This window comes from Dokdonella sp., assembly GCF_017744955.1.
Classification (GTDB): Bacteria; Pseudomonadota; Gammaproteobacteria; order Xanthomonadales; family Rhodanobacteraceae; genus Dokdonella_A.
This window is the reverse complement of the sequence record NZ_JAGIAG010000001.1, coordinates 356,378-382,283: the sequence shown is the minus strand read 5'-3', so window position 1 is coordinate 382,283 and position 25,906 is coordinate 356,378. Positions and strand designations below refer to the sequence as shown.

Sequence of the window (25,906 nt, the reverse complement as noted above, 5' to 3'; positions counted from 1 at the left end):
GCGGCGCGATCAGGCCGGATCGCCGGGCCAGCGCTTGAACGCCAGCGGCCACAGGAAGAGCAGCCACAGGAAGATCGGCGCCACGAACGGCACGATGCCGAACACGCCGAGCCAGGCGGGCAGTCCGGCGTGCGGGAACAGCTTCACGAACGGAATCGTGAGGGTGGCGCACACGACCAGCACGATCACCCAATGCGTGTGGCGTTCTGCGCGAAGGAAGGTCAATGCACCCAGCGACCGCCGCGACGCCGCGGCGGCGGCGCGGTCGTTTCGCCGGCCGGTGCGCTCCGCTCCTCGGGCTTGAGCGGATGCTCGCGCCAGTACTCGGCGACCGCGCCGACCGCCTGCGGGATCTGCGCCAGGCATTCGTCGTAGTCTTCCTCGCCGAGCGGCGCGAAGTCGCCGTCGCTCTCGAACACGCCGTCGTCGATCGCCAGCGCGATGATCGGGCCGAGCAGCTCCATCAATTCCGAATCGTGGCCGAGCCGGCCTTCCCACGACGGCGCGCGCAGGTCGATGCCGCGCGAGAACCCCTCGCACCAGCCGCGCGCGGTGAACGCCGGATGGCCGTCGTCGGTGTCGAGCTCGCCGAGGATCGGCTCGTAGGTGCCGGTTTCCAGCTCCGGCGCGATCGCGTCGTTGAGGCGCGCGAGCAGGGTCAGCACGCGCTCGCCCTCGTCCGAATCGGCGAACGGCTCGTGCAGGATTTCCGGCAGCCATTCGTCCGGCTTGGCCGGCGTCGGGCCGATCGCCAGGGCGGTCAGGAAGCCGTGCACGCCGTCGAGCAGCAGGTCTTCGTCGCTGCCGTGCGCGCGCAGGAAGCGGTCGAGCTCCTCCAGCTCGCCGTCGGTCGGCGAGGTCGTCCAGTCAGCGGCCATCGTCGAGCTCCACCAGCACCGGGGTGTGGTCCGAGGCGCGCTCCCATGTGCGCGGCGTGCGGTCGATCGCCGCCGCGCGGCAGGAGGCGCGCAGCGCTTCGGACACCAGCACCAGGTCGATGCGCAGGCCGAGGTTGCGGCGGAACGCCGCCTGGCGGTAGTCCCACCAGCTGTAGTGGCCGGCGTCCTGGTCGAACAGGCGGAAGCTGTCGGCGAGGCCGAGGTCGAGCAGGCGCTTCAAGGCGTCGCGTTCCGGCGTCGAGCACAGGATCTGCTCGTGCCACGCGGCAGGGTCGTGCACGTCGCGGTCGTCCGGCGCGATGTTGAAGTCGCCGAGCACGACCAGGCGCGGATGGCGCTGGATCTCCTCGGCGAGATGGGCGGTGACCTTGGCCAGCCAGTCGAGCTTGTAGGCGTACTTCTCGCTGCCGACGGCCTGGCCGTTGACGACGTAGAGATTGACCACGCGCACGTCGCCGATCGTCGCCGACAGGATGCGCCGCTGCGGATCGTCGAAACCGGCGATGCCGTGCTGCACGTCGGTGATCGGCTCGCGCGCGAGGATCGCCACGCCGTTGTAGGTCTTCTGTCCCGAGAACGCGCTGCGGTAGCCGGCCGCTTCCAGCGCGGCGACCGGGAATTTCGCGTCCTCGAGCTTGGTTTCCTGCAACGCGAGCACGTCCGGCCGCGCTTCGGCGCACCATTGCTCGACGTGGGGCAGGCGCACGTTCAGGGAGTTGACGTTCCAGCTCGCGATCTTCATCGGTCAAGTGTAGCGGAGCGGGCGTGACGCTCGGTGCGCGCGGGTTCGGGGGAGCGCGTCGGGGAACGGTACTGCGGATGGATTCACGCACGCGGCGAACGCCGTGCGTCGCGGATCGCGCCACGCGAAGCGATCGGCGGAACGGAAAACGATGGCTGGGCGAGCGGTCGGCACGCTGCCCGCGAGTCGCGAGCGCGGAACGGCCGCCCGTCGCGTGCGCGCCCGGCAGGTTTCGATTGCCGGCGCCGATATGAACCAACTATCATTCTGAGAATGATTCTCATCCGCAAGTAAGTTGCCTCAGTCGATGAACCGGCCGATCCCCGGACGTCTGCGGGCGGCGACGCGGACGCAACAGCGCCTTTTCGAAGCTTTCTCCAAGGAAACCCCGGCATGTCCCGTCCGCGAACCGATCTTCCGCTCGCCTCCCCGCGGCTTTCACGCCCGTTCGCGCTGGCCGTCGGCGCGGCCGGCGTGCTGTTCGCGGCGGCGTCGGTGGTGAATGGTCCCACGGCGCAGGCCGCGGCGGCCGCGCCGGAATCGCGGACCTATGCGATCCCGGCCGGCTCGCTCGCAGCGGTGCTCGAGCGTTTCGCGATGGAAGCCGGCACCACGCTCACGGCGCCGGCGACGTTGGTGCAGGACAAGGTCAGCCCGGGCCTCGGCGGCCGCTACACGATCGCCGACGGCTTCGCCGAACTGCTGCGCGGCCAGGGTTTGCGCGCGGTGGCCGATTCGCGCGGCGGCTATGCCGTCGAGGCCGCCTCCGCCGCGGCGGATCCGTCCGGCGCGACGCCGGACGCCGACGCCACGCTGCCGACGGTCACCGTCGTCTCCAACCTGCTCGGCGAGATCACCGAGGGCAGCGGCTCGTACACGCCCGGGGCGATCGCGACCGCGACGCGCATGGTGCTGACGCCGCGGCAGACGCCGCAGTCGATCAGCGTCATCACGCGGCAGGTGATGGACGATTTCAACCTGACCACCATCGACCAGGTCATGCAGCACACGCCGGGCATCGCCATCGTGACCTACGACAGCGAGCGCACCGAGTACTACGCGCGCGGCTTCGCGATCCAGAACTTCCAGTACGACGGCATCCCGATGATGCGCGACTCGTCGTACTCCGCCGGCAACACGCTCAGCGACATGGCGATCTACGACCGCATCGAAGTGCTCAAGGGCGCCACCGGCCTGCTGACCGGCAGCGGCACGCCCGGCGCGACGATCAACCTGATCCGCAAGAAGCCTACGCGCGACCTCTCCGGCCACTTCCAGCTCGGCGCCGGCCGCTGGGACGCCTATCGCGGCGAGGTCGACGTCGGCGGCCCGCTCAACGAGAGCGGCAGCCTTCGCGCGCGCGGTGTCGCCGCGTATGAGGACCGCGGCTCCAACCTCGACCGCTATTCGCGCCAGGCCTCGGTGTTCTACGGCATCCTCGAAGCCGACCTGACGCCGGACACGCTGCTGACGATCGGCGGCGACAAGCAGGATAACAAACCCGAGGCGTCGACCTGGGGTGGCATCCCGCTGCTGAACTCCGAAGGCGCCTTCAACGCGATGCCGCGCTCGTTCAACAACGGCGCCGACTGGAGCCACTGGGACCAGTACACGCGCACCGGCTTCGCCACGCTGGACCATGCCTTCGCCAACGGCTGGGTCGCCAAGCTGCAGTACAACCACCAGGTCAACGGCTACGACGCCAACCTCGGCGCGGCCGCCGCGGGTTTCCCGAATCCCGCCGACGGCTCGGGCGTGACGATGTGGGTCGGCCAGTACATCGGCCGCACCACCAGCGACGCGTTCGACGGCTTCGTCAACGGGCCGTTCCAGCTCGCCGGCCGCGAGCACGAGCTGGTCGTCGGCGTGTCCTCGGCGCGGCGCCGCTGGCGCAACGAGGGTTGGTACAACCTCCCCGACTACCGCTTCGACGTCGAGGACTACTACCGCTGGATCGGCGACGTGCCGCGGCCGCGGTGGGGTGCGGTGCCCGACTTCACCAACGACGAGGTCACGCGCGAACGCGGCGCATACGTGGCGGCGCGCTGGAACCTGCGCGACGACCTCAAGCTGATCACCGGCGGGCGCTGGTCGTGGTACCGCAACCCGGTCGCCGGCCTCGACGAGTCCGGTGTGTTCGTGCCCTACGTCGGCGCGGTCTACGACCTCGGCGAGCACTGGTCGCTCTACGCCAGCTACACCAGCATCTTCTCGCCGCAGTCGTTGCAGGACGAGCGTGGCCGCGTGCTCGCTCCGCTGGAAGGCAACAACTACGAGATCGGCGCGAAGGCGGAATTCTTCGACGGCCGGCTCAACGCGTCCGCGGCGGTGTTCCGTCTCGAGCAGGACAACTTCGGCGTCGAGTCCGGCGGCCGGACGCCGACCGGCGGCGTCGCCTACAAGGCGATCCAGGGCGTGAAGACCGAAGGCTACGAAGTGGAAGTGTCCGGCCGCATCGCCGAAGGCTGGCAGTTGCAGGGCGGCTACTCGCACCACGTCTCGCGCCAGCAGGGCGCCCGCGTGCAGACGCTGACGCCGGCCAACGAATTCACGCTGTATGCGAGCTACCAGCCCGGCGGCCGGCTGAAGGGGCTGACCCTCGGCGGCGGCGCGCGCTGGCAGGACGAGACCTGGGGCGAGATCGCCACGCCGTCCGGCGTGCCGCAGCGACACACGGCACCGGACTACTGGGTGCTCGACGCGTCGGCGCGCTACCAGTTCGACGAACGCCTGTCGGCCGCGCTGACGGTCAACAACCTGCTCGACAAGAAGTACTACACGATCTTCAGCTGGTACAGCACCTACACCTGGGGCACGCCGCGCAACGTGAGCCTCAACGTGACGTACCGGTTCTGACGATCGACCCGCCGCCGCGGCCCGTTGCGGGCTCGCGGCGGCAACAGCAGCCGAACGCGCATCTCGCGCCACCGATCCGGGATCCATCGACATGGCGACTCTCACCGCTTCCACCTCGCGTTCCGCGATCGTGCTGCGCAGCGCCGCGGCCGTGCTCGGCGGCTACGTCTTCTGCTGGGGCTTCATCGCGCTCGCCGTGGCGGGGCTGTACGCGCTCGGCATGGCGTTCCACGACGCCGAGCATCTGGGCGCGATCCTCGCCTTCCTGCTCTACCTCACGGCGTTCTGCTGGGCCTTCGTCACGCCGAGCCTGCGGCGCGCGTGGCTCGCGCTCGCCGGCGGCGGCGCCGCCATGGCCGCCGCGGCGTCGTGGCTGCAGCACCTGATCCTCGCCTAGCGGAGAGACGCGCATGTTCCAGACCTTCCGCCAGGCGATGACCTGGCTGCACACCTGGTTCGGCCTGTTGCTGGGGTTCGTGCTGGTCGTCGTGTTCTTCTTCGGCTCGCTGTCGGTGTTCGACCGCGAGATCGACCGCTGGGCGATTCCCGAATCGCGCTTCGCGCCGCAGCCGATGCCGTCGTTCGATCGTGTGCTGCGTCCGGTGTTCGAGAGCATGCAGCCCTCGCGCGAGAGCGTGGACCTGATGCGCGACCGCGTGAACGGGCCGATGCCGGAACATTTCGACGTCGTGCGCCAGTGGAGCGCCTACACCACGCACCGCGATCCGGTGCTCGGCCTGTTCGCCGGCTACGAGGTGCCGAACGCGAAGGACCCGGAGGAAGCGGTGTGGGGCGAGCGCACGATCGATCCGCGCGACGGCAGGGTATTGTCCGACGACCATTTCAAGATCGGCAGCCAGTTCTTCTATCCGCTGCACTACAGCCTGACGCTGGAATGGCGCGAGATCGGCTACTGGATCGTCGGCTTCTCCGCGCTGATGATGCTGGTCGCGCTGGTCAGCGGCGTGGTCATCCACCGCAAGCTCTTCCGCGAGCTGTTCACGTTCCGGCCGGACAAGCACCAGCGCAGCGTGCTCGACCTGCACAACATGACCGGTGTGGTCGCACTGCCGTTCCACTTCTTCTTCGCCTTCACCGGCCTGGTGATCTTCGCCGGCATCTATTTCCCGCTCACCGAAACACAGCTCAAGCCGCTGCACGACCGGCACGAGCGGATCGAGGCGGCCGAAACCGGCTTGCCGCACGATCGCGCCGGCGTCGCCGCGCCGCTCGCCTCGGTCGACGCGATGGTCGCCGAGGCGCAGCGCCGCTGGCACGCGCGCGGCATGGCCGGCGACGTCGGCTTCCTCTCGGTGCAGCACGTCGGCGACGCCAACGCCTACGTCAGCGTCTACCGCGCCGGCACCGACCGCATCGCGCTGACCGGCGAGGGCATCCACTTCAAGGCGTCGACCGGCGAACTGCTGCGCGAGGATCCGCCGGCGACGACGGTCGACAGCGTCAACGAGTTCCTCACCGGCCTGCATTTACAGCATTTCCGCCACTGGCTGCTGCGCTGGTTCTACGTGCTCGGCGGTCTCACCGGCTGCGTCTGCATCACCACCGGATTCGTGTTCTTCGTCGAGAAGCGCAAGCGCCAGCACGCCAGGCAGGACAGTCGGGGCGCGCGCCTCGTCGATGCGATGGCGGTGACCACCGTGACCGGCATGCTGCTCGCCACGCTCGGCATCCTGATCGCGAACCGCCTGCTGCCGGAAACCTCGCCGGACGGCTGGCCCGGACGCGGCGACCTCGAACGCTACGTCTTCTGGGGCACCTGGGCGCTGGCGATGACGCACGCGTTCTGGCGCGGCGCGCCGGTCGCGCGCGGCGAACGCAATCCGGCCTGGCGCGAGCAGGTACTGGCCGTCGGCGCGCTCGCCGTCCTCGCCGCGCTGCTGAACTGGGCGACCACCGGCGATCACCTGATCCGCACGATCCGCGCCGGCTACTGGCCGGTGGCCGGCGTCGACCTGTCCCTGCTGGCCGGCGCCGCGATCGCGTTCCTCGTCGCGCGCCGTCTGGCGCGGCGCACGCCGCCGCGCGCACGGACGGAGCCCGCGCATGTCTGACGGAGTGCTGCTGCTCGCCGCATGGCTCGCCGGCTTCGCCGGCATGGGATGGTTCGCGCTCGCGATGGAGACGCATTGGCGGCAGGCCTGCAGCGAGGCCGCGGGGCCGCCGGCCGCGCGACTGCGTGCAGCGGGGACGATCGCCCTGACCGCTTCTCTGGCGCTGTGCCTGTACGTCGACCATCCGTCGATGGCGGCGCTGGTCTGGGTGATGAGCCTGGCCGCCGCGGCGCTGGCGGTCGCCTTCCTCTTGTCGTGGCGCGCACGCTGGCTGCGCGTGCTGCTGTTCGGAAAACCGCGCAACTGATCGGCCCGACGTTGCGCCGGCCGCCGACGCCGGTCGAATCCCACCCGCGTTTGCGTCGCGATCGTTCGCGCCATGATCTGCCCCATTTCCGCCGAACGTGACTTTCCGCCGCTGCCGCGCGCCGGCGCGTCCCGCTACGCTGGCGGTTTCCGGAGGACTTCGACCATGACGATCGACCTGCGCAGCGACACCGTGACCCGACCCACCGCGGCGATGCGCGCGGCGATCGCCGCGGCCGAGGTCGGCGACGACGTCTACGGCGAAGATCCCACCGTCACGCGGCTCGAACGGCGTCTGGCCGGCGACCTGGGATTCGAGGCCGGCCTGTTCGTGCCCAGCGGTACGCAGAGCAACCTGCTCGCCATGCTCTGCCATTGCCGCCGCGGCGACGAATACCTGGTCGGCATGGACGCGCACACCTACAAGTACGAGGGCGGCGGCGCCGCCGTGCTCGGTTCGATCCAGCCGCAGCCGATCGTCCACGCCGCGGACGGCTCGCTGCCGCTCGACGCGCTGGAGAAAGCGGTCAAGCCGGACGATCAGCACTTCGCGCGCACGCGCCTGCTCGCGCTCGAGAACACCTGGCACGGCCGCGTGCTGCCGCAGGACTACGTGATCGAAGCCGCCGCCTGGGCGCGCACGCGCGGTCTCGCCGTCCATCTCGACGGCGCGCGCCTGTTCAACGCCGCCGTCGCCAGCGGCAAGACGGCCGGCGAACTCGCCTCGCCGTTCGACAGCGTGTCGGTGTGCCTCTCGAAGGGGCTCGGCGCGCCGGTCGGCTCGGTGCTGCTCGGCAGCGCGGACCTGATCCGCGAGGCGCGGCACTGGCGCAAGATGCTCGGCGGCGGCCTGCGCCAGTCCGGCCTGCTCGCCGCGGCCTGCCTGCACGCGCTCGACCATCACGTCGCGCGCCTCGCCGATGATCACGCGCGTGCCGCGCGCCTCGCCGAAGGCCTGCGCGCTCGCTCGCGTGTGCGCGTGGTCGGGCAGTACACGAACATGGTCTTCATCGAGGTCGAGCCGGCGCACCTGCGCACGCTCGACGCGCACCTGAAGGCGCACGACGTGCGCGCCAGCATCGGCTATCTGCCGTCGGTGCGGCTGGTCACGCATCTGGACGTCGACGACGCGGCGATCGAGCGTGCGATCGAGGCGTTCGCCGGTTTCGCCTAGGTCCCCCGACCGCGCGCGAAGTCGCCCGGCGGATGACGCTTCGATGACGGCGCCGCCGTTTCGCGGCCCGCGTCGGTAACAGTTTGCAACCGGGCTCGACCAAACGATACGTCGTGTTACGCGACACGCATCGTGTCGTCGATCTGCTGCATAGTCGATCGACCTCGCCGCGCGCGCCGCGCGTCGCGACGGTTCGCCTACGACCGACACAGGAGTGTTTCATGGGAATCTTCGACAAAGTTCTTTCCAAGCTGGGCTTCGGCAGCGCCAAGGCGGCCGAGCCGGCGCCCGCGGCACCGGCGCCGACCGCGACGGCACCGGCCACGCCGGAACCCGCACCGGCTCCGCAGGCCGCACCGGCGGCGCCACCCCCGCCGAAGCCGATCGAGGTCGTCGACGTCGTCGCGCAGCTGGAAGAGCGTGCCGCCAAGCATCCGGAAAAACTGAACTGGCGCACCTCGATCGTCGACCTGCTGAAACTGCTCGACATCGACAGCAGCTTCGCCGCGCGCAAGGAGCTGGCGCACGAGCTGGGCATTCCAGCCGACCTGATGGCCGACTCGGCCAAGATGAACATGTGGCTGCACAAGACCGTGCTGGCGCGCATCGCCGCCAACGGCGGCAACGTGCCGGCCGATCTGCTCGACTGAGCGACGCGCCACGCCGTCAGCAGGCGTTTCCGCGGAGGCCCGTGCGGCCTCCGCGGTTCTTCCCCTCCGATCACGCGGTCGTTCGATCGCTGGTGGACGTCCGGAGTCTCCGGTTTCGTCCGCCGCCCACTGAGCCGAGCGATCCTTCGCCACGCGGATGATCCGCGTCGGTATCCTCCGGCGTGTTCGACCGCAGTTGTGCCGGCTCGGACGCGGGATTCATCTCCACCTGCGCGCGCGACGATCCGACCGCGGAAGACGTCACCGAGCGCTTGTTTTGCTCATGGCGGATTCCCGGCCACGCTATCGGGCTACGGCCGATCCACAGAGTCGGCGCGTGATGCAGCTCGTGGTCGACAAGCGAATGACGCTGGAGCTCGAGGCCGAGTCGATCGAGGTCGAATGCGACCTTTGCATGCTCCACAGCGCCCCGCGCGCACTTCTTCGTCTACCGTGTTTTCGTACCGGTGCGGTTCTTCCGTTGCGCCTGCTGGCAGGCGCAACGCATACGCGGCGGCGTTCGCTCAGACGGAGTGATGCCGCCCGCGGTACGGCCGATAGAACTCGCGCAGCGCGGCCAGGTCGGCGTCGAGATCCTCGCCCGGCTGGAACAGCGGTCCGATGCCGATGGTCCGCGACGGATAGTCGAAATAGACCGGCAGGATCGGCACCTTCGCCGCGTGTGCGATGTGCCAGAAGCCGGTCTTCCACTTCTCCACGCGCTTGCGCGTGCCTTCCGGCGCGATGCCCAGCCAGAGGCGCGGGTTGGCGTGGAAACGCGCGACCATCTGCTCGACCACGCCGTGCGTCGCGTTGCGCTCGATCGGGACGCCGCCGAGGCGGCGCAGCAGCCAGCCGAGCGGACCGCGGAACAGCTCCCGCTTGCCCATGAAGGCGATGTCGATGCCGAGCGCGACCTTCAGCAGCAGACCCCAGACGCCGTCCCACCAGGAACTGTGCGGCGCGGCGATCAGCACGAGCTTGTCCACGTTCGGAAACGTCCCGGCCATGCGCCAGCCGCAGCGGCGCAGCAGCCAGGCGCACGCTGTGCGAAATCCGTTCGATGGGTACTGCGGGACGTCCGGAGGCAGTGGCGCCAGGCCGGCGCCGTCCTTCACTCCGAACTCCAGCTGCGCGTGTTGCGGACGCGCTTGATCGCCGAACGCGTCTTCTTCGCCTCGATGCGCCGCTCCTTCGACGCCCGCGTCGGCTTCGTCGCGACGCGGCGCTTGGGCACGCTGAGCGCCGCGCGGACGATCTCGGCCAGCCGCGCGCGCGCATCCTCGCGGTTGCGCGCCTGGTCGCGGAAGCGGTTGGCCTGGATGACCAGCACGCCCTCGTCGGTCAGGCGCCGGTCGCGGCGCGCCAGCAGGCGCGCGCGCACGGCGTCGGGCAACGCGCGCGAGGCGGCGACGTCGAAGCGCAGCTCGACCGCGCTGGCGACCTTGTTGACGTTCTGCCCGCCCGGACCGGCGGCGCGCACGAAGCGCTCGACCAGTTCGTCTTCCGGGATGGCCAGACCAGAGCCGAGATCGATCATGACGCGCGCATTCTAGTCGTGGGCCGCGTCGAAAGCGCGGGGGAAGGAAACGCTTCGTGTCCGCGATGCGGCGTCGCGCCGGTTTCAGGGCGGCCCGAAGCACTTCGCCCGGCGCTCGAATCGCGACGGCCGGGATATGCCGACGGTCGGTTCGTCGCGCCGGTCAGACGTCGAGCGCGGCCTCGTCGGCGCCGCCGGTCGCGCGCAGGTAGGCGGCGAAGCCGCGTTCGACGGTCTCGGCGAAGATCTCGCCGGTCGGATCGAAGCTCGCGATGCGATCGGGGCGGAAGTTGCGGAAATCGGTGCGCAGCCGGCACCAGGCGCCGAGCGTCCACACGCCGCCCCAGAACGCGAGGCAGAGCGGCTCGACCTCTCGCGCGCTCTCGCGGCCGGCTTCGTCGCGATAGGCGAGGCGCAGCACGCGGTTCGCGGCGATCGCCTCGTGCAGGCGGTCGATCAGACCGGACTTGGCTTCATACCAGCTCGCCGGGGCGAGGATGCGCGAGCGCGACGCGCGCTGTTTGAGCTCCGGCGGCAGCACCGCCTCGATCTTCAGCAGCGCCGCCTTGGCGCCGCCGGCGAGGCGCTTGCCGGCGAAGGCGCGGACGAAGCGCGTGCCGACCACCAGTGATTCGAGTTCGTCGGCGTTGAACATCAGCGGCGGAATGTCCGCGCCCTTGCGCAGCACGTAGCCGACGCCGGCCTCGCCTTCGATCGGCACGCCGGACAATTGCAGATCGGCGACGTCGCGGTAGACGGTGCGCAGCGAGACGCCCAGCGTCTCGGCGAGCTGGCGCGCCGGCAGCGCGGTGCGGCGACCGCGCAGGGCATGAATGATGAGGAACAGGCGATCGGCGCGACGCATCCGGCGATGATCGCGCGCGCCGGTCTCACTGGCAAAGACGCGGGCATCGCGATGCGCCTCGCTCGCCCTTCGCGTCGTCGAGCGCGACGCCCGGCCGGGCCGGGCGGCCGTGGGGATCGTCGAGGTCTAAGGATCGGCGGCGGCATCGCGGCTCGTCCGGCTCAGGCCTGCAGGGAGCCGCCGTCGCGCTCGTCGTCGGACGAGACGCACGCCGCGCCGACGAACAGATGCCGCGCCGCCAGCGGCAGGTAGGCGAGAATCAGCAGTTGCAGCAGACGGGACATGGTCGTGCTCCTCGATATCGGCCGGACGCGGGCATCACAGGTGCCGTGTCTCGGCGGGCGGGTTCCACCAGTTGTCGTTGCGGCCGTCGGCGTACTGCACCGGCACGGCGGCGAGCGTGCTCGCGTCGACGTCGTCGAGGCAGGCCAGCTTGACCGAGACGTAGTCGCCGCCGATCTCCTCGATGTGGCCGCGGCCGAACGGGCGCACGCCGCAGTGCCGGCAGAACAGGTGATGATTGCTGTGCGTGCCGAAGCTGTAGTCGCTGAGCGCTTCTTCGCCGGCGAGCAGGCGGAACTCGTGCGGCTTGACCAGCACGCCCCAGTTGCGCGACTTGGTGCAGATCGAGCAATTGCACTTGTAGCTGTCGGCGCTGAGGTCGAGCTCGGCCTCGAAACGCACCGCGCCGCAATGACAACTGCCGTGGTAGGTCTTCTTCACGTCGGACTCCTTCGGAAATGGATGCGTCAGCCGCGCAGCAGCGAACGCGCGGTCGGCGCGAGGCGCAGGATGTGCGGATCGCCGGCCGCGCCGCGGCGCGCGTTCGAGCCGCGCGGCAGGTCGCCGAAGCGGCTTCGCCAGTGCGCCTCGTCGTCGAAGCCGGCGAAGCAGACCAGCACGTTCTCGCCTTCGCGCACCGGCAAGGCCGGGAACGTGTTCGCGGCGTGCTCGCTGACGAAGCTCGCCAGCGGCGTGGCGCCGGCGTCGAGCAGCCGTGGCGCGACGCGGCGCTCGAACAGCTCGACGAAATCGGCACCGACGCGCAGCGGCAACTGCCAGATCATCGCCACCACCATCCCGCAGGGCGGCGCGACCGCGCCGAACGCGGCGCGCCGCGTGTCGCCGAGCGCGAAGCCGGAACCGCTCCGCGCCGGACGCAGCAGCAGCACGTCGTCGGAATCGACCATCGTCGCGTTCGCCGCCTCGCGATGCGCGCGCCAGACCGGGCCGTTGTAGAACGCGGCCAGCGCCTCGGCGCGGCGCGGCATGTCGGCGAAGCCGCGCAGCCAGACGAAACGGTCGGGATCGTCGAGATCGCGGAACTGGCCGAGCAGGCGCATGCCGCAGGCCTCCTGCGATTCGACGAACTCGCGTTCGAACAGCGCGATCAGGTCGTCGCGCCGTCCCGGATGCAGGGTGTACTGGCGCAGTTCGACGATCGCGCAGCAGGTGCCCGCGTCGGCGGCGTCGCGGCAATCGGCGAGCGCGCTCATGCCTGCGCTCCCGCCGCCGCGATGCGCGTCATGCGCATGATCCAGTTGGTCTCCCAGCTGGCGCCCTCGTCGGTCGAGAACGCCTGCTGCCACAGCGCGCGGTGCGGCGCGTCGTGCGACCAGAGGAAGCGCACGAGCACCGGCCTTCCCTCGTGCACGTCGCGGCCGAAGAAGGTGCCGACGCCGTTCTCGAAGCGGCCGACCACCGGCGGCTGCAGCAGGCCGTCGCGATTGCTGGCCCAGTAGATGCTCCACTCGCGCCGCGCGAGATCGAACAGCCGCAGCGTCATGCCGACGAAGCCGCCGCCCCAGTCGGTCTGGAAGTCGTCGATGTTGCCGATGCCGCCGAGGATCGGCTGGCATTCCTGCGTCGCCTCGAAGTGTTCCCATTCGGTCGAGCCGACCAGGCGTTGCTTCAGCCGCTCGTTGGCGACGTGCCAGCGGCCGAACCAGAAGTCGAAATCGCGCGAGCCGTCGGGCGCGTCGGCGCCCGCCGCGTCCCGCCCGGCGGTCGCATGCGCCGCCTGCGCGCGCAGCGCGTCGGCGAGCAGCGCGCCGCCGGCGGCGGACTGCAGCAGAGGCCTCCGCTCCGCGTTCATACCGGCGACCACAGGCCGACGCGGTTGCCTTCGCAATCGCGGAACTGCGCGAAATAGCCCATGCCCTCGGGCAATGCCGTGCGCGGCACGAGGGTGTCACCGCCGTGCCGGTTGGCGCGTTCCAGCGCGGGCTTCAGGTCCGCCACGCTGAGGTAGACGATGCTGCCCTGCACCGACGGCGTGCAGTCGTCCTGCGCGATCAGCGCGCCGCTCGCGTTCGGCTTGCCGCCGTACGGGAACATCGCCAGGGTGGAGCCGCCGAAGTCTTCGCGGACGAGTTCGACGCCGAGCACGGCCTCGTAGAACGCCTGTGCGCGGTCGAGATCGCCGGTCGGGATTTCGAACCAGGCCGGCACGTTCGGATTCAACATGGAACACACTCCCGCAAAGTGCGTGATTCGCACGCCGGGAAGTGTGGCGGGGGCCTGCTGCCAACCTGGTGTCAGCAGGGCCGGCGCCGGATGCGCGAGCATCCGGCGCGGCGATGCTCAGGGCGACGTGGCGGCGTCGAAACCGTCGGCGAAGATCGTGTCCGTGGCGACGGCGCAGGTGGTCGGCAGCTTGATGCGGAAGATGCCCGGCTGGGCCGACGGCGGCTGCAGCGGCGCGATCGGCGTGAACGCGCCGTCGGCGCCGAAGCGGCCGAACACGTTGTCGCCGGTGTCGTTGTCGAGGAACAGCATGCCGTACAGCGTGCCGTCGCGGCGGTCGAAGGCGAGGCTCTGCAGCGAGTTGATCGCGGCGGCCTGCCCGCTCGGTCCGCCGACCGGCGTCATCGCCGCGGTGGCGGTGTCGATCCTCACCAGCTGGTCGGTGACGATGTCGTAGCCGTACAGCACGCCGTCGCAGGACATCGCCAGCGCCGTGACCTTGGCCGGATCGGCGCTCATCGGGCCGATCAGACTCAGCGCGCCGGCGTCGGTGTCGAACGCGTACAGCTCCGAGTAGGCGGTGTTCGCGTCGGCGTCGTTGCGGATCGCGGCGACGTAGCCCTTGCCGTCGCGCGGGTCGATGGCGAGGTCGGTCAGCGAGGTGGTGGCCGGATCGATCGGGTCGGCGGTCAATCCGCCGTGCGACTGCGTCGGGCCGTCCGGCGACTGCGTGCCCCAGTCGGCGCCGGCGCGCACGTACCAGGTGGTGGTGGCGTCGGCGGAGAGATCCCAGGCGTCGACCACCGGAACCGCGGCGCCGGTCTGCACCATCGTGCCGTAGAGGTCGGCGAGGTCGAACGACCACCAGCCGCGCATGAACCAGCTGCCGCCGCCGCCCGGGCGCCCCATCTCCATCAGGAACGACGGCAGTGCCGGCGGCGCGCCGAGCGGCCCGCGCGCCAGCGGAGCCGCGGCACGCGCCGCGCAGGCGACGTGCGGCTGGTACGGGCCGTCCACGCGGCAGGTGCCGGCGAACGCCGGGGCGCCGGCCAGCGCCAGGGCGAGCGGAACGAGGTGGCGGGTCAGGGAAAGCGGCATGGAGGATTCCTCGCGGACTGCGGAGAGGGCCGGTGCGGCCGGGATTCGATGTGCCGCCGGCGGGCGGACGGACCAGTGATGCCACGGCCGCTCCGGCGCGGCATCACGGTTCCGCTATGGAGCCGCTATGGATGCGCCGCGGCGGCCGGAGGCGGCCGCGCGGTCCCCTGCCCGGCGCCGTCCGGCGTCCGCTCCGGAGCGAACGGGCGCTCCCCGGCCAGGCGCCGCGCGGCGTCGGCCTGGCGCTCGGCGGCGAGCAGATCGCCGCCGGCGCGGGCGACCTCGAACGCGCTGCGGGCGCAGTCGAAGTCGCGTTCGGCATACGGCGCGACCAGGGCGGCCAGCGTGCGCGCCGCGTCGAGGTCGCCGCGCGCGAGGCGGAAATCCGCGTACGGCGCCGCCGCGTCGCGGATCGCCAGCGGCGAGCCGATGCGCCGCGCCAGCGCCAACGCCGCGTCGAACGCGGCCGCGGCATTCGCGTCGTCGACCGAAGCCAGCCACTGCGCGCGAGCGACGCGGGCGGCGACGCTGTCCGGACCGCCGGCATCGGGCGGAGGCTCGCGCAGTTCGTCTCGACCGGCCAGCGCCGCCGCTTCGCCGCGATCGCCGGCGGCCAGCGCGAGGCGCAGCCGCAGCACGGCGGCACGCACGCGCAGGCGCGGGTCGTCCGCTCGCGGGGCGGCGTCGAGCGAGGCACGCGCCGCCGGAGCGTCGCCCCGGCCGAGCGCCAGGCTCGCGCGGCCGAGCTGCGCCCACGTGCGCACCTCGGCCGCCGTGGTCGGCGCCTCGTGTTCGATCGCGGCGTAGCGCGCGTCGGCGTCGGCCAGGCGGCCCGACTGCGCCAGCGCATCGGCTTCGAGCAGGCCGGCTTCGAGGCGCAGCTCGCCGGTCTCCAGGCCGGCGCCGAGCCGTCCGGCGCGCTCCGCGGCGGCGATCGCGGCGGGGTGGTCGAGCCGTTGCAGGTCGGCGATGCCGACGTTGATCAGCGCGGCGGTTTCCGATTCGACCATGCCGAACGCCGCGAAGGCGTCGGCGGCGCGCTGGAACATCGCCGCGGCCTCGTCGTGGCGTCCGCGGCGCACGGCGATGATGCCGAGGTTCTGGTCGCTGCGCGCCATGTCCAGCGGCTGCTGCGCCGGCTCGACCGTCATGCGCGCGCGCAGCAGGCTGGCTTCGGCCGCGTCGACGTCGCCCGTCTGCAACTGGGTCAGGCCGAGACCGCTCAGGGCGCGCGCCAGCAGCGGGCGGTCGTCGGCGGGATCGAGCAGGTCGATGGCCGCGCGCAGGTCGCGCAGGGCGGCTTCGGGCGTTCCGCGTTCGACCTCGGACTTCGCGCGCAGCACCAGCGCGGTCGCGCGCCAATGCGCGTCCGGCGACAGCGCGAGCGCGCCGAGTGCCGCCTGCATCTCGTCATAGCGGCCGAGGTTGAGCAGCGCCTGCGCGCGCAGCGCGGCGATGTCCGGCGCGGCCGCGGTCGCCGGCGCGGCGTCGGCCAGCTCCAGCGCACGGCTGCCCTGGCCGGCGTACAGCGCCGCCTGCATGCGCGCGGCGAGTTCGCGCACGGCCGGATCGGCCGAGCGTCGCTCGCCGCCGCCCGGCCGCGGATCGAGCGCCTGGCGGATGCGGTCGGCCAGTGCCGCGGCGGTGCCGACCGCGTCGCTGCCTTCGGCCTCGACCTGCTGCGTGCGGGCGCCGTCGTCGATCTTCGCCGACATCGCCCAGCCGGCGCCGCGATGCTGCGCCTCGCTGGTGACGACGACCGCGGCGCGCGTGCGTGTGCGCAAAGCGGCGAGATCCGGCGGCGCGTCGTCCTTGCCGGCCGCCGCGATGGCGGCGTCGGCCGACATCAATTCGACGCCCGGCACGCCGCGCAGCGACGGTTCGAGCAGGGCCAGCAGGCCGAGGCGCAGCCAGGCGTCGTCGGCGATCGCACTGCGCACGCGCATCGGCAGCGCCAGCACGAGGCGGCCGCGGTGCGGGGTCGACTGCGGTGCGTCGATCGCGGCGGCAGGTGCGTTTCGTCGTTGCAGATAGGTCGCGCCGAATACGGCGGCGGCTACCGCGAGCGTCACCGCGGCGACCGCGATTCCGCGTCGCGATCGCGGCGATGACGGAGGCGGTGTGGGCGGCGCCGGGTGCGACGGCGGCTCGGTCGCAGGCGCCTCCTCCTCCGGCACCGCCCGCGCCTCCTCGGGCGCCTCGTCGGCCGCCTCGATCTCCTCGATCGGCGCGACCCATTGGTAGCCGAAGCGCGAGACGGTGCGGATCGCCTGCTGCGCACGGCCGTCGTCGCCGATCGCGCGGCGCGCCTTGAGCACGGCCTGGCCGAGCATCGCGTCGCTGACGTCGACCTTGCCCCACACCGCCGCGATCAGCTCGTCGCGACCGACTGCGCGGCCGCGCTGCTCGATCAGATAGGCGAGGCAGTCGAACACCTTCGGTTCGAGCGGCACGTCGGCGTGCGTCGAGCGCAGGCGGCGTCCGCGCAGGTCGATGACGTGAGCGCCGAAGCGGAAGGTCGAGCGGGGCGACACGAGACTCTCGCTCGTCGAGCGGCGGACCAGGGGTCGCAGGTATGCCAAATGCCCGGCGGCGGGTCAATCGCGCGGCGCCGCGGCTGGCGCGGGCGCGGCGCCGCGGCGACAATGCGCGTTTCGTCGCGGAGGTTCCGGCATGTCGTCGTCCACGTCGTCCAGCGCTCGCATCTCGCTGAGTCGTTTCCTGATCGAGCAGCAGCGCGAGAAGGGCCATATCAACGCCGACCTGCGCCTCCTGATCGAAGTCGTCGCGCGCGCCTGCAAGCGCATCTCGATCGCGGTCGGCAAGGGCGCGCTCGGCGGCGCGCTCGGCAGCGCCGGCACCGAGAACGTGCAGGGCGAGACGCAGAAGAAGCTCGACGTGGTCTCCAACGAGCTGCTGCTCGAGGCGAACGAATGGGGCGGCCATCTCGCCGCGCTGGCGTCGGAGGAGATGGACGATCCGCATCCGATCCCGCACCGCTATCCGAAGGGCGAATACCTGCTCGTGTTCGATCCGCTCGACGGCTCCTCGAACATCGACGTCAACATCTCCGTCGGCACGATCTTCTCGGTGCTGCGCTGCCCGGATGGCATCAAGGATCCGGACGAGTCGGCCTTCCTGCAGCCGGGCACCAAGCAGGTCGCGGCCGGCTACGCGGTGTACGGATCGAGCACCGTGCTGGTGCTGACCCTCGGCGACGGCGTGCACCAGTTCACGCTCGACCGCGAATACGGCGATTTCCCGCTGACGCAGTCGAATCTGCGCATCCCGGAGGACACCTCCGAGTTCGCCATCAACATGTCCAACATCCGTCACTGGGAGCCGCCGATGCGGCGCTACATCGACGAGCTGCTGGCCGGCAAGACCGGCCCGCGCGGGCGCGACTTCAACATGCGCTGGGTCGCCTCGATGGTCGCCGACGTGCACCGCATCCTGACCCGCGGCGGCATCTTCATCTATCCGCGCGACCTCAAGGACCCGTCCAAGCCCGGCAAGCTGCGCCTGATGTACGAGGCCAACCCGATGGCGATGATCGTCGAGCAGGCCGGCGGCGCGGCGACCACCGGGCTCCAGCGCATCCTCGACGTGCAGCCGACGCAGCTGCACCAGCGCGTGCCGGTGTTCCTGGGCTCCAGGAACGAAGTCGAGCGCGTCACCGCCTATCATCGCGAGGCGACCGCGTGAACGCGGAGGCCGCGCCGGAGACCGATTTCATCGAGGTCTACGAGAACGCGCTCGACGCCGGCGCCTGCCGCCGGATCGTCGACGCGTTCGAGGCGAGCGACAAGCTCACGCGCGGCGCCACCTCCGGCGGCGTCAACACGCGGCTGAAGGACAGCTGGGACATCAACATCAGCGCGCACGCGGAATGGAACCAGGTGGTCACCGGGCTCAACACCGTGATGCTGCGCGGACTGATGGCCTACGTGCGCAAGCACGGCTATCTGGCGCTTGCGCCGACCGCGCTGTACCGCAAGCGGCCGGACGGCGAGACGACGATGCTCGGCATCGACGACGTTCGCGCGATGAACGACTCCGAGCTGCAACGCCTGGTCACGCAGCTGTTCCGGCCCGGCGGCGTCAACCTGCAGCGCTACTACGCCGACGAAGGCGGCTATCCGTACTGGCACAGCGAGATCTCGCCGAAGGCCGACAGCGACGACAACCTGCATCGCGTGCTGCTGTGGACGATCTACCTCAACGACGCCTTCGACGAGGGCGAGACCGAGTTCCTCTACCAGCGGCGCAAGATCGTGCCGCGCACCGGCTCGCTGCTGCTGGCGCCGGCCGGATTCACGCACACCCATCGCGGCAACAAGCCGAAGAACGGCAACAAGTACATCGCGACGTCCTGGGTGCTGTTCCAGCGCGCCGAGCAGCTCTACGCCGATCCGAGCGCGCGGCGCTGACGCAGGCCGCGCCGGCGCTGCCGTCGCCGGTAATATGATAAAAGTGGAAACAACCACTTTTCGGCAAGCACTCCGATGGCCCCGAACCCGCGTTCCCTCGCCACCGCGTCGCTGCTGGCGGCCTTGATCGGGGCCGTCGCACCGGCGGCGGCCGAGGATTGCGTCACCAGCGGCATCGCCGTCCGCGGCGAGCCGTTCACGATCGCCGCCGCCGAAGCCAACCGCACGTCGGCTGTCTGGAACCCCGATCGCGGCGAATACCTGGTGGTCTGGAATGTCTACGCCGCGGGCGAGCACCGCCTGCGCGCCCGCCGCGTGGCGGCCGACGGCACGCCGCTCGGAGATGAGCTCGAGCTGGCGCACGACACCAACGCCATCATCGATCCGGTGGTCGCCACGGCCGCCGGCCACGACCGCTACCTGGTCGTCTGGCAGACGCAGAACGTTCCCTTCAACGGAGCGCGCGGGCAGTTGCTCGACGGCGACGGCAGCGCCCACGGCGATCTCTTCGTGATCGGCGAGAGCGGCGCCGAGCCGGCGCTCGTCTACGGCGCGGCCAACGAAGAATTCCTCTTCAGCGGGCGCGGAATGGGCGTGTGGGCGCAGCGGATCGGCGTCGACGGTGCGCTGGTCGGCGACGGGCTGGACCTGACCACCGGCACCGACCCCGTCGCGGCGCCGAACGGCGCCCTCGCGATCAATGCGAGCGGGCAGGCGCTGGCGCTGTGGCGCGACCAGGAGAACGACCGGCTCGTCGGCCGGCGCGCTTCCGGCGGCAGCGTCGTCGGTGCCATCGTGGCGTACGCGGACGAGTTCCCGGCCAGCGGCACGGCCGCGCGCCTGGACTATCGCGTCGCCGACGATCGCTATCTCGCGCTGTACGGAAACTTCGACGAAACCGCCGTGCGCTGGTTCGGCGTCGACGCGGCGGGCGTGGGCACCGCGCCGCAGACCGTGGCCGAAGGAGCCGGCCTCGTCGCCGCCGCCGTCGCCTACGACGACGCCACCGCGTCCGCCGCGCTGTTCTGGACCGCTCGCGGCACCGACATTGGCGCGACGCTGTACGGCCAGCTGCTGTCGCCGGCGGACACGCTGGCAGGTGCGCCGCTCGCGCTGTCCGACACCGTCTCGTCCAACCTCGCCGTCGCCGCCGCGCGCGAGCGCGGCGCCGCATTGGTCGCGTGGGCCGACGCGGAGCAGGTGCGCGGCCAGCGCGTCGCCTATGGTTGCCTGCTGACGGATTCGATCTTCATCGACGGCTTCGATTGATCAGTCCCCGTGCTGCGCGCCGGTAGCTAGACTGAGGGACTCGCCGTCGTGGATCTCGCCTCGTGTCCCCTGTTCTTCCGCTGCTGTTCGCTCTTTCCGTCTCCGCCACGCCAGCCGCCGAGCGCGCGGCGCTGATCGACATCCGCGCCGCCTCCGCCGCCGAGGTCGAAGCGCTCAGGCACGGTACCGGCGTGCGCTGGTGGCTCGAACTCGGCAACCGCCTGCTGGTCGCCGGCGATCTCCCGGCGACCACGCCGTCGTCGCGCTCGGCGCCGGTGCTGGAGGAGCTGACCGACCTGCGTCTCGACGAACTCGCCCTGCGCGCAGTCGGCTGCAACGAACACGCCGATCCGCCGGGCGAACTGCTCGCGCGTGGCGGCCGCTGGCAGCTGCGCCGACTCGCCGCCGGAGCGCCGTTGCCGCAGACGGCCGACGCGCACGAACGCTGGCGTGCGGTGCGGCCGAACGAGGTGATCGCGCGGCAGTACCGCCTCGACGCGCCGGTCGGCGCGCCGCCCGATCCGGACGTGCAGGCGGTGGTCAGTCGCATCGACACGCAACGCTGGTTCGCCGATCTGAGCCAGCTCGCGTCGTGGGATCGCTCCAGCTACGGCACCACCGAGCTGTTCGCCGCACGTGACTGGATCGGCCAGCAGTTCGCCGGTCTCGGCCTCGACGTCGAGACCCCGGACTTCACCATGCCCGATGCAGGCGGCGGTTCGATCACGCGCCAGAACGTGATCGGACGCTGGACCGGCACCACGTTTCCGGACGAATGGATCGTGGTCGGCGGACACTACGATTCGCGCAACGAATCGTGGTCCTCGACCAGCAACACGCCCGGCGCCGAGGACAACGCCAGCGGCTGCACCGGCGTGATCGAGCTGGCTCGCGCGCTGCTGCCGTCGCAGCCGCAGCGCACGATCGTGTTCATGTGCTACGCCGGCGAGGAGCAGGGCCTGTACGGCAGCCAGGCGCACGTCGACGCCTTGCAGGCCAGCGGCGATCTCGACAAGGTCAAGGGCGTGGTCGTCATGGACATGATCGCCTACAGCGCCGACGCCCGGCTCAACGCCGACTACGAAAGCTATTCGCAGGCCTATCTGGACCGCTTCGGCGCCGCCGCGGCGACCTACGCGCCGGAGCTGGCCGTGACGACCAGCCTGCATCCGTTCGGCTCCGACCACATGCCCTACCTCGACGCGAACGTGGAGCAGGCCGCGCTCGGCATCGAATCGGACTACGACGCCTATCCCTACTACCACGCGAGCGGCGACACGCCCGATCACATCGGCCCGCACGCGCAGGCGATGGGCGGCGCGATCCTGAAGACCAACGTGGCGGTGCTGGCCGATCTGGCCGGCGTTTCCACGGACACCGACCGCATCTTCAGCGACGGCTTCGACTGAACGCGCGAGTCATGCGCGTGGCACGGACGCCCGCTAGAATCGCGTGTCCCGCATCCTCACTGGCGCAATCCGCATGTCGCGTGCCCCCTCCCCGATGTCGCCGCTGCCGGCGCTGATCTTCTCCTCGCGCTGGCTGCAGCTGCCGCTGTATCTCGGCCTGATCGTCGCGCAGGGCGTGTACGTGGTGCTGTTCATCAAGGAGCTGTGGCACCTGATCCACGGCGCGGTGAACTTCGGCGAGCAGGAGATCATGCTGATCGTGCTCGGCCTGATCGACGTGGTGATGATCTCCAACCTGCTGGTCATGGTCATCGTCGGCGGCTACGAGACCTTCGTCTCGCGCCTGAAGCTGGAAAACCATCCGGACCAGCCGGAATGGCTCAGCCACGTCAACGCCTCGGTGCTGAAGGTCAAGTTGGCGATGGCGATCATCGGCATCAGCTCGATCCACCTGCTGAAGACCTTCATCGCCGCCGGCGCGCTCGGCGACGGCGGGCTGCCGTTCTGCAGCGCCGAGGAATTCGCGCTGATCAAGGACACCGCGGTCGCCGCTCCGCGTTGCAGCACGCTGACGCCGATCGGCGTGATGTGGCAGACGATCATCCACTGCGTCTTCATCCTGTCGGCCATCGGCATCGCCTGGACCGATCGCCTGATGAACGGTACCGGCACGCGCTCGAAGGGCGCGGAAGCGCACTGAGGCTCACCGGCGGCGCGCCGTCGCCCCCCGTGCGGGCGAGACTTGAATCGGCGCGCCGGCCGCCCCAGTCAGATTCCTCGAACTCCTCGAGGAACGCGACGATGGAATACCGTCAACTGGGCGCATCCGGGCTTGTCGTACCGGTGCTGAGCTTCGGCACCGGCACCTTCGGCGGCAAGGGCGAACTCTTCTCGGCCTGGGGCGCGACCGACGTCGCCGAGGCGCGTCGCCTGATCGACCTGTGTCTCGACGCCGGCGTGACGATGTTCGACACCGCCGACATCTACTCGAAGGGCGCTTCCGAATCGATCCTCGGCGAAGCGATCAAGGGCCGCCGCGACAAGGTGCTGATCTCCACCAAGGCCACGTTCCGTTTCGGCGAGGAATCCAATGCCGTCGGCTCCTCGCGCTTCCATCTGCTGAAGACCGTAGACGAGCAGTTGCGCCGCCTCGGCACCGACTACCTCGATCTGTTCCAGCTGCACGGCTTCGACGCGAAGACGCCGGTCGAGGAAACGCTGTCCACGCTCGACACGCTCGTGCGCGCCGGCAAGATCCGCTACACGGGCGTGTCGAACTTCTCCGGCTGGCACCTGATGAAATCGCTCGGCGTCGCCGACCGCTACGGCTACCCGCGCTACGTCGCCAACCAGACCTACTACTCGCTGATCGGCCGCGACTACGAATGGGAGCTGATGCCGCTCGGCCTCGATCAGGGCGTCGGCGCGGTGGTGTGGAGCCCGCTCGGCTGGGGCCGCCTCACCGGCAAGCTGCGCCGTGGCCAGCCGCTGCCGTCGACCAGCCGCCTGCACGCGACCGCCGACTACGGCCCGCCGGTCGAGGACGAATACCTGTACCGCGTCGTCGACGCGCTCGACGAGATCGCCGCGGAAACCGGCAAGAGCATCCCGCAGATCGCGCTCAACTGGCTGCTGCAACGGCCGACCGTCGCCACTGTCGTCGTCGGCGCGCGCAACGAGGAACAGCTGAAGCAGAACCTCGGCGCGATCGGCTGGAACCTGACGGCCGATCAGGTTGCACGGCTCGACGCGGCGAGCGCGAAGACGCTGGCGTATCCGTACTGGCATCAGCGCGGGTTCGCCGAGCGCAATCCGCCGCCGGTGTAGCCGCTGCGAGGCGCTCGACGTCAGAGCACACGCTTCTAACCAAGTCTAAAAGAAAGGGCGGCCGGAGCCGCCCTTCTTTATCTTCATGGCACCCAGCCACTCACGGTCCGCACGACGCGCCGTCGATATTCAAGCGCGCGAAAGCAGGGAGGACCACGCCGCTTCCCGAGCTACGGCGTAGCTCAACATGCCATGTTCCCGTCACCGGGTGAGACGCGAGCGTCGACAACAGATCGGGGCCTAGCGGTGGCGTCACGCCATCATCGAGACGAAGAACATGCGTCTCCGTCGGGGTTTCCCAAAAATCGAACATTTCAGTGGCTACATAGCTGGGTACCTGCTGTGCAGGAATCGCATTCAAAGCCCACAGATGCGCCCGAGTACCGTCAGGCGATACCAGGGTCACGTCCAGCACGGAACTGATACCAGGTAGTTCTGTTCCGGTGCTCGATATCTGCTTGAACCCCAGATCGAGCTTCGCATTGCCAACGCACCACCCGGCGGTTCCGGACACCGGGAGATCAAGAATCACCGGTGTACCAAGCGGTTGTCCTTGCGAAGGGGCAAAGAGTTGGTCATCAGGAGCCTGGGCGAGGAACCGCTGATGCCCCGTCTTCAGAGTGAGTGGCAAGGTCAACGGATCCGTGAGTGCGCACGCGGTATCAGGAATGTCGATCGACGCGTTGACGCTGTAGGCCGTTCCAGGAGGCGGCAAGGTCGCTGCGCTGTTGACTGCGATCTCGACGTCTTTCTGATCGCCGGGCTGGCCCTTCGGTGCGAGCGTGAACGTGGACAATCGCGCGCCGTCGACCAGGAAAAAAGGAAGGCCGATCGTCGGGCTGCGCTCGACGAGTCGCGCACGCACAGTGGTCGCCGTCGGTCGCAGATTGGTCACCTTGTAGGACTTGCTCGCCGGCACCGAAGCGCCAAAGATTTCCACGCTCCATCCGTCGGACGGCTCGACCGAGATTTCCTTCATGCCAATCTCGAATCGGTGTCGAAGATAGTTGTTCTGCTCATTTCCGACGTCCTGAACATCTACGGAGTAGTCCCAAATACCGCAGGTCGTTACATTCGGTGCGCTTGCCGACAGGGTAAGGGAGGATGGCTGTGTAGGACTCAGGGAGTAGGTTCCTGCAATGGGGTTCGTGGTCAAAGAAGGCCCATTGGGTGACGTGCCTGATACTGGCGAGACAGTATAAAGGGTGCTAACCCGGCCGGCTCGTAGTTCGTAGTTCGTGATCGAATTAGTCAAGTTGCCGCCGACATCACCTATATGTACGACTTCGTCGATTGGAGAAACCAATATTTCATGTCGGGGAATATCTGTCTGAAGATCTACAATCGGCGCGTTCGTTCTGCCGGAGTAGGTTGGTGCATGGCGAAAAATATCCGCGCAGCCGTTTACGACATCGTATTTACCCAGTAGAGGCGCGGAAACGCCCGTATCGATGACCTCGTCCCGCAAATTGTAAATTGCACTTCCGGAGCTTCCTTGGAGTGGGAACAAGTTGGTATACATATAGCTACCAAGGAGATAGTCAGCAATTCCAGTCATTTCCCCATCGACTTCAACACTTGTCTTTGCCCATTGAGGGTGGCCGACCATAATAAGAGGGTCTCCGGGGGTCGGCTTGCCAGATCGGCGAATCTTCACGGGTTTTCGGCCGGATACATACCTATTTACGTTGAACGTAATGTAATCATATCTAGAATCTATGTTGAGGAAGTTTACGGCGCCCGTGGACGTCGCGGTATATACGTTTCTGTAGGGGATGTTGCTCCAGGAGAACTCCTGACAATTCTGGCCGTCGTACAGGGGGCCGAAGACAATTGTATATGCGGACGGATCAAAATCGTTGCGGTGCGCGGCAGTGACGAAACTATTCCCACCTATCCACACTGCCGTTCGTCCTGCGTGCGAGCTTCCGACGCCGGCGCTTTCAATTCCGAAAAATAAAGAGTCTGTGCAAACAGGAATGGATGAATTTTCGGCTGTGGATACGGTCCAGGGCGAATGGTCTATGTAATATGTCCCATCGGGGTTCGGGTGGACCCAACTGTTCGGCAGCATGAATGCTGTCGCATCGACAACCCGCGATTGCGCCGTTGTCAGAGGGGCGTCGCAGACGCCCGGGGCTGGGCCCAGCTGCGTTTGTGCGTGCGCGGCCCTCCCCAGAGCGAATGCCGCAAAAAACAGTAGTCGGGCAGGCGATAGATATTTCATGAGTCCCCGTGACCGTAAGCCACCATGTGGTTGGCAAGTGAAGTCTAACGCCGCGTTCTCGGTGGCGCCCTCCGTC

Annotated in this window: 26 protein-coding genes; 12 read left to right on the top strand and 14 right to left on the bottom strand. The window is 69.4% G+C overall.

Going from position 1 to position 25,906, the window contains the following annotated elements:
- Positions 1-9: 9 nt before the first annotated feature.
- Genes J7520_RS01605 through xth form a run of 3 tightly spaced genes read right to left on the bottom strand, consistent with a single transcriptional unit; the run spans position 10 to position 1,641 of the window.
- A complete protein-coding gene (locus J7520_RS01605; RefSeq protein WP_291183087.1) occupies positions 10-225 on the bottom strand; it encodes a hypothetical protein in 216 nt (71 codons plus the stop codon).
- Complete coding sequence (locus J7520_RS01600) at positions 222-878, bottom strand: YecA family protein (RefSeq protein ID WP_291183085.1); 657 nt, start codon at positions 876-878, stop codon at positions 222-224. Before J7520_RS01600 ends, J7520_RS01605 begins: the two co-directional genes overlap by 4 nt.
- Positions 868-1,641 carry an exodeoxyribonuclease III gene (gene xth / locus J7520_RS01595; RefSeq protein WP_291183083.1) on the bottom strand — a complete coding sequence of 258 codons (774 nt, stop codon included), beginning with the start codon at positions 1,639-1,641 and terminating at the stop codon, positions 868-870. The genes J7520_RS01600 and xth overlap by 11 nt, the downstream gene beginning before the upstream one ends.
- Positions 1,642-2,034: 393 nt before the next feature.
- On the opposite strand from xth, the gene J7520_RS01590 reads away from it, so the two are divergent.
- The 6 genes from J7520_RS01590 (at position 2,035) to J7520_RS01565 (ending at position 8,699) form a co-directional block, all read left to right on the top strand.
- Positions 2,035-4,497, top strand: a complete 2,463-nt coding sequence (locus tag J7520_RS01590) for a TonB-dependent receptor (RefSeq protein ID WP_291183081.1) — start codon at positions 2,035-2,037, stop codon at positions 4,495-4,497.
- 91 nt (positions 4,498-4,588) lie between these two features.
- Positions 4,589-4,894 (top strand): iron uptake protein, encoded by a 306-nt coding sequence (locus tag J7520_RS01585; RefSeq protein ID WP_291183079.1) that lies wholly within the window; start codon positions 4,589-4,591, stop codon positions 4,892-4,894.
- Between the two features lie 13 nt (positions 4,895-4,907).
- Complete coding sequence (locus tag J7520_RS01580) at positions 4,908-6,569, top strand: PepSY-associated TM helix domain-containing protein (RefSeq protein WP_291183078.1); 1,662 nt, start codon at positions 4,908-4,910, stop codon at positions 6,567-6,569.
- The gene (locus J7520_RS01575; RefSeq protein ID WP_291183077.1) at positions 6,562-6,876 is read left to right on the top strand and encodes a DUF3325 domain-containing protein; all 315 of its coding nucleotides are present in this window, start codon (positions 6,562-6,564) and stop codon (positions 6,874-6,876) included. The genes J7520_RS01580 and J7520_RS01575 overlap by 8 nt, the downstream gene beginning before the upstream one ends.
- Positions 6,877-7,041: 165 nt before the next feature.
- The gene (gene ltaE / locus J7520_RS01570; protein ID WP_291183075.1) at positions 7,042-8,049 is read left to right on the top strand and encodes a low-specificity L-threonine aldolase; all 1,008 of its coding nucleotides are present in this window, start codon (positions 7,042-7,044) and stop codon (positions 8,047-8,049) included.
- 221 nt (positions 8,050-8,270) lie between these two features.
- Positions 8,271-8,699, top strand: coding sequence for a DUF3597 domain-containing protein (locus J7520_RS01565; protein WP_291183073.1), 429 nt, complete (start codon positions 8,271-8,273; stop codon positions 8,697-8,699).
- A 524-nt stretch (positions 8,700-9,223) separates the two neighbouring features.
- On the opposite strand, the gene J7520_RS01560 is transcribed toward J7520_RS01565, so the two are convergent.
- From J7520_RS01560 to J7520_RS01515, 10 genes are all read right to left on the bottom strand, one after another.
- On the bottom strand, positions 9,224-9,709 hold the full coding sequence (locus J7520_RS01560; protein WP_291183071.1) for a lysophospholipid acyltransferase family protein: 486 nt from the start codon (positions 9,707-9,709) through the stop codon (positions 9,224-9,226).
- 104 nt (positions 9,710-9,813) lie between these two features.
- On the bottom strand, positions 9,814-10,239 hold the full coding sequence (gene arfB / locus J7520_RS01555) for an alternative ribosome rescue aminoacyl-tRNA hydrolase ArfB (RefSeq protein WP_291183069.1): 426 nt from the start codon (positions 10,237-10,239) through the stop codon (positions 9,814-9,816).
- 163 nt (positions 10,240-10,402) lie between these two features.
- Positions 10,403-11,104, bottom strand: coding sequence for a YafY family protein (locus J7520_RS01550; protein WP_291183067.1), 702 nt, complete (start codon positions 11,102-11,104; stop codon positions 10,403-10,405).
- 161 nt (positions 11,105-11,265) lie between these two features.
- Positions 11,266-11,388 carry a hypothetical protein gene (locus J7520_RS01545; protein ID WP_291183065.1) on the bottom strand — a complete coding sequence of 41 codons (123 nt, stop codon included), beginning with the start codon at positions 11,386-11,388 and terminating at the stop codon, positions 11,266-11,268.
- 34 nt (positions 11,389-11,422) lie between these two features.
- On the bottom strand, positions 11,423-11,827 hold the full coding sequence (locus J7520_RS01540) for a GFA family protein (protein WP_291183063.1): 405 nt from the start codon (positions 11,825-11,827) through the stop codon (positions 11,423-11,425).
- Between the two features lie 26 nt (positions 11,828-11,853).
- Positions 11,854-12,600 (bottom strand): NIPSNAP family protein, encoded by a 747-nt coding sequence (locus J7520_RS01535; RefSeq protein WP_291183061.1) that lies wholly within the window; start codon positions 12,598-12,600, stop codon positions 11,854-11,856.
- Entirely contained in the window at positions 12,597-13,199 is a 603-nt protein-coding gene (locus J7520_RS01530) for a hypothetical protein (protein WP_291183060.1), read from the bottom strand. Before J7520_RS01530 ends, J7520_RS01535 begins: the two co-directional genes overlap by 4 nt.
- Positions 13,196-13,570 carry a VOC family protein gene (locus J7520_RS01525; RefSeq protein ID WP_291183058.1) on the bottom strand — a complete coding sequence of 125 codons (375 nt, stop codon included), beginning with the start codon at positions 13,568-13,570 and terminating at the stop codon, positions 13,196-13,198. Before J7520_RS01525 ends, J7520_RS01530 begins: the two co-directional genes overlap by 4 nt.
- A 117-nt stretch (positions 13,571-13,687) precedes the next feature.
- Positions 13,688-14,668 carry a hypothetical protein gene (locus tag J7520_RS01520; protein ID WP_291183056.1) on the bottom strand — a complete coding sequence of 327 codons (981 nt, stop codon included), beginning with the start codon at positions 14,666-14,668 and terminating at the stop codon, positions 13,688-13,690.
- A 125-nt stretch (positions 14,669-14,793) separates the two neighbouring features.
- The gene (locus tag J7520_RS01515) at positions 14,794-17,202 is read right to left on the bottom strand and encodes a winged helix-turn-helix domain-containing protein (protein WP_291183055.1); all 2,409 of its coding nucleotides are present in this window, start codon (positions 17,200-17,202) and stop codon (positions 14,794-14,796) included.
- 139 nt (positions 17,203-17,341) lie between these two features.
- Between J7520_RS01515 and J7520_RS01510 the strand changes: the two genes are divergently transcribed.
- From J7520_RS01510 to J7520_RS01485, 6 genes are all read left to right on the top strand, one after another.
- Entirely contained in the window at positions 17,342-18,373 is a 1,032-nt protein-coding gene (locus J7520_RS01510; RefSeq protein ID WP_291183053.1) for a class 1 fructose-bisphosphatase, read from the top strand.
- Positions 18,370-19,098, top strand: a complete 729-nt coding sequence (locus tag J7520_RS01505) for a 2OG-Fe(II) oxygenase (protein ID WP_291183051.1) — start codon at positions 18,370-18,372, stop codon at positions 19,096-19,098. The genes J7520_RS01510 and J7520_RS01505 overlap by 4 nt, the downstream gene beginning before the upstream one ends.
- 75 nt (positions 19,099-19,173) lie before the next feature.
- Entirely contained in the window at positions 19,174-20,367 is a 1,194-nt protein-coding gene (locus tag J7520_RS01500; RefSeq protein ID WP_291183049.1) for a hypothetical protein, read from the top strand.
- Between the two features lie 62 nt (positions 20,368-20,429).
- On the top strand, positions 20,430-21,776 hold the full coding sequence (locus J7520_RS01495; RefSeq protein ID WP_291183047.1) for a M28 family metallopeptidase: 1,347 nt from the start codon (positions 20,430-20,432) through the stop codon (positions 21,774-21,776).
- Between the two features lie 73 nt (positions 21,777-21,849).
- Entirely contained in the window at positions 21,850-22,476 is a 627-nt protein-coding gene (locus tag J7520_RS01490; RefSeq protein WP_291183045.1) for a TIGR00645 family protein, read from the top strand.
- A 101-nt stretch (positions 22,477-22,577) separates the two neighbouring features.
- The gene (locus J7520_RS01485; RefSeq protein WP_291183043.1) at positions 22,578-23,603 is read left to right on the top strand and encodes an aldo/keto reductase; all 1,026 of its coding nucleotides are present in this window, start codon (positions 22,578-22,580) and stop codon (positions 23,601-23,603) included.
- Between the two features lie 100 nt (positions 23,604-23,703).
- Here the strand turns inward: J7520_RS01485 and J7520_RS01480 are convergent, their stop codons facing one another.
- Positions 23,704-25,677: a serine protease gene (locus tag J7520_RS01480; RefSeq protein WP_291183041.1), complete on the bottom strand. Its 1,974-nt coding sequence runs from the start codon at positions 25,675-25,677 to the stop codon at positions 23,704-23,706.
- Positions 25,678-25,906 lie beyond the last annotated feature (229 nt).

Coding starts and splice junctions, on each gene's coding strand:
- J7520_RS01590 (WP_291183081.1), top strand. CDS start 2,035: ATGTCCCGTCCGCGAACCGATCTTCCGCTCGCCTCCCCGCGGCTTTCA.
- arfB (WP_291183069.1), bottom strand. CDS start 10,239: ATGATCGATCTCGGCTCTGGTCTGGCCATCCCGGAAGACGAACTGGTC.
- J7520_RS01545 (WP_291183065.1), bottom strand. CDS start 11,388: ATGTCCCGTCTGCTGCAACTGCTGATTCTCGCCTACCTGCCGCTGGCG.
- J7520_RS01585 (WP_291183079.1), top strand. CDS start 4,589: ATGGCGACTCTCACCGCTTCCACCTCGCGTTCCGCGATCGTGCTGCGC.
- J7520_RS01510 (WP_291183053.1), top strand. CDS start 17,342: ATGTCGTCGTCCACGTCGTCCAGCGCTCGCATCTCGCTGAGTCGTTTC.
- J7520_RS01580 (WP_291183078.1), top strand. CDS start 4,908: ATGTTCCAGACCTTCCGCCAGGCGATGACCTGGCTGCACACCTGGTTC.
- ltaE (WP_291183075.1), top strand. CDS start 7,042: ATGACGATCGACCTGCGCAGCGACACCGTGACCCGACCCACCGCGGCG.
- J7520_RS01490 (WP_291183045.1), top strand. CDS start 21,850: ATGTCGCGTGCCCCCTCCCCGATGTCGCCGCTGCCGGCGCTGATCTTC.
- J7520_RS01480 (WP_291183041.1), bottom strand. CDS start 25,677: ATGCTGCCGAACAGTTGGGTCCACCCGAACCCCGATGGGACATATTAC.
- J7520_RS01520 (WP_291183056.1), bottom strand. CDS start 14,668: ATGCCGCTTTCCCTGACCCGCCACCTCGTTCCGCTCGCCCTGGCGCTG.
- J7520_RS01600 (WP_291183085.1), bottom strand. CDS start 878: ATGGCCGCTGACTGGACGACCTCGCCGACCGACGGCGAGCTGGAGGAG.
- J7520_RS01550 (WP_291183067.1), bottom strand. CDS start 11,104: ATGCGTCGCGCCGATCGCCTGTTCCTCATCATTCATGCCCTGCGCGGT.
- J7520_RS01485 (WP_291183043.1), top strand. CDS start 22,578: ATGGAATACCGTCAACTGGGCGCATCCGGGCTTGTCGTACCGGTGCTG.
- J7520_RS01535 (WP_291183061.1), bottom strand. CDS start 12,600: ATGAGCGCGCTCGCCGATTGCCGCGACGCCGCCGACGCGGGCACCTGC.
- J7520_RS01500 (WP_291183049.1), top strand. CDS start 19,174: ATGGCCCCGAACCCGCGTTCCCTCGCCACCGCGTCGCTGCTGGCGGCC.
- J7520_RS01530 (WP_291183060.1), bottom strand. CDS start 13,199: ATGAACGCGGAGCGGAGGCCTCTGCTGCAGTCCGCCGCCGGCGGCGCG.
- J7520_RS01575 (WP_291183077.1), top strand. CDS start 6,562: ATGTCTGACGGAGTGCTGCTGCTCGCCGCATGGCTCGCCGGCTTCGCC.
- J7520_RS01560 (WP_291183071.1), bottom strand. CDS start 9,709: ATGGCCGGGACGTTTCCGAACGTGGACAAGCTCGTGCTGATCGCCGCG.
- J7520_RS01565 (WP_291183073.1), top strand. CDS start 8,271: ATGGGAATCTTCGACAAAGTTCTTTCCAAGCTGGGCTTCGGCAGCGCC.
- xth (WP_291183083.1), bottom strand. CDS start 1,641: ATGAAGATCGCGAGCTGGAACGTCAACTCCCTGAACGTGCGCCTGCCC.
- J7520_RS01525 (WP_291183058.1), bottom strand. CDS start 13,570: ATGTTGAATCCGAACGTGCCGGCCTGGTTCGAAATCCCGACCGGCGAT.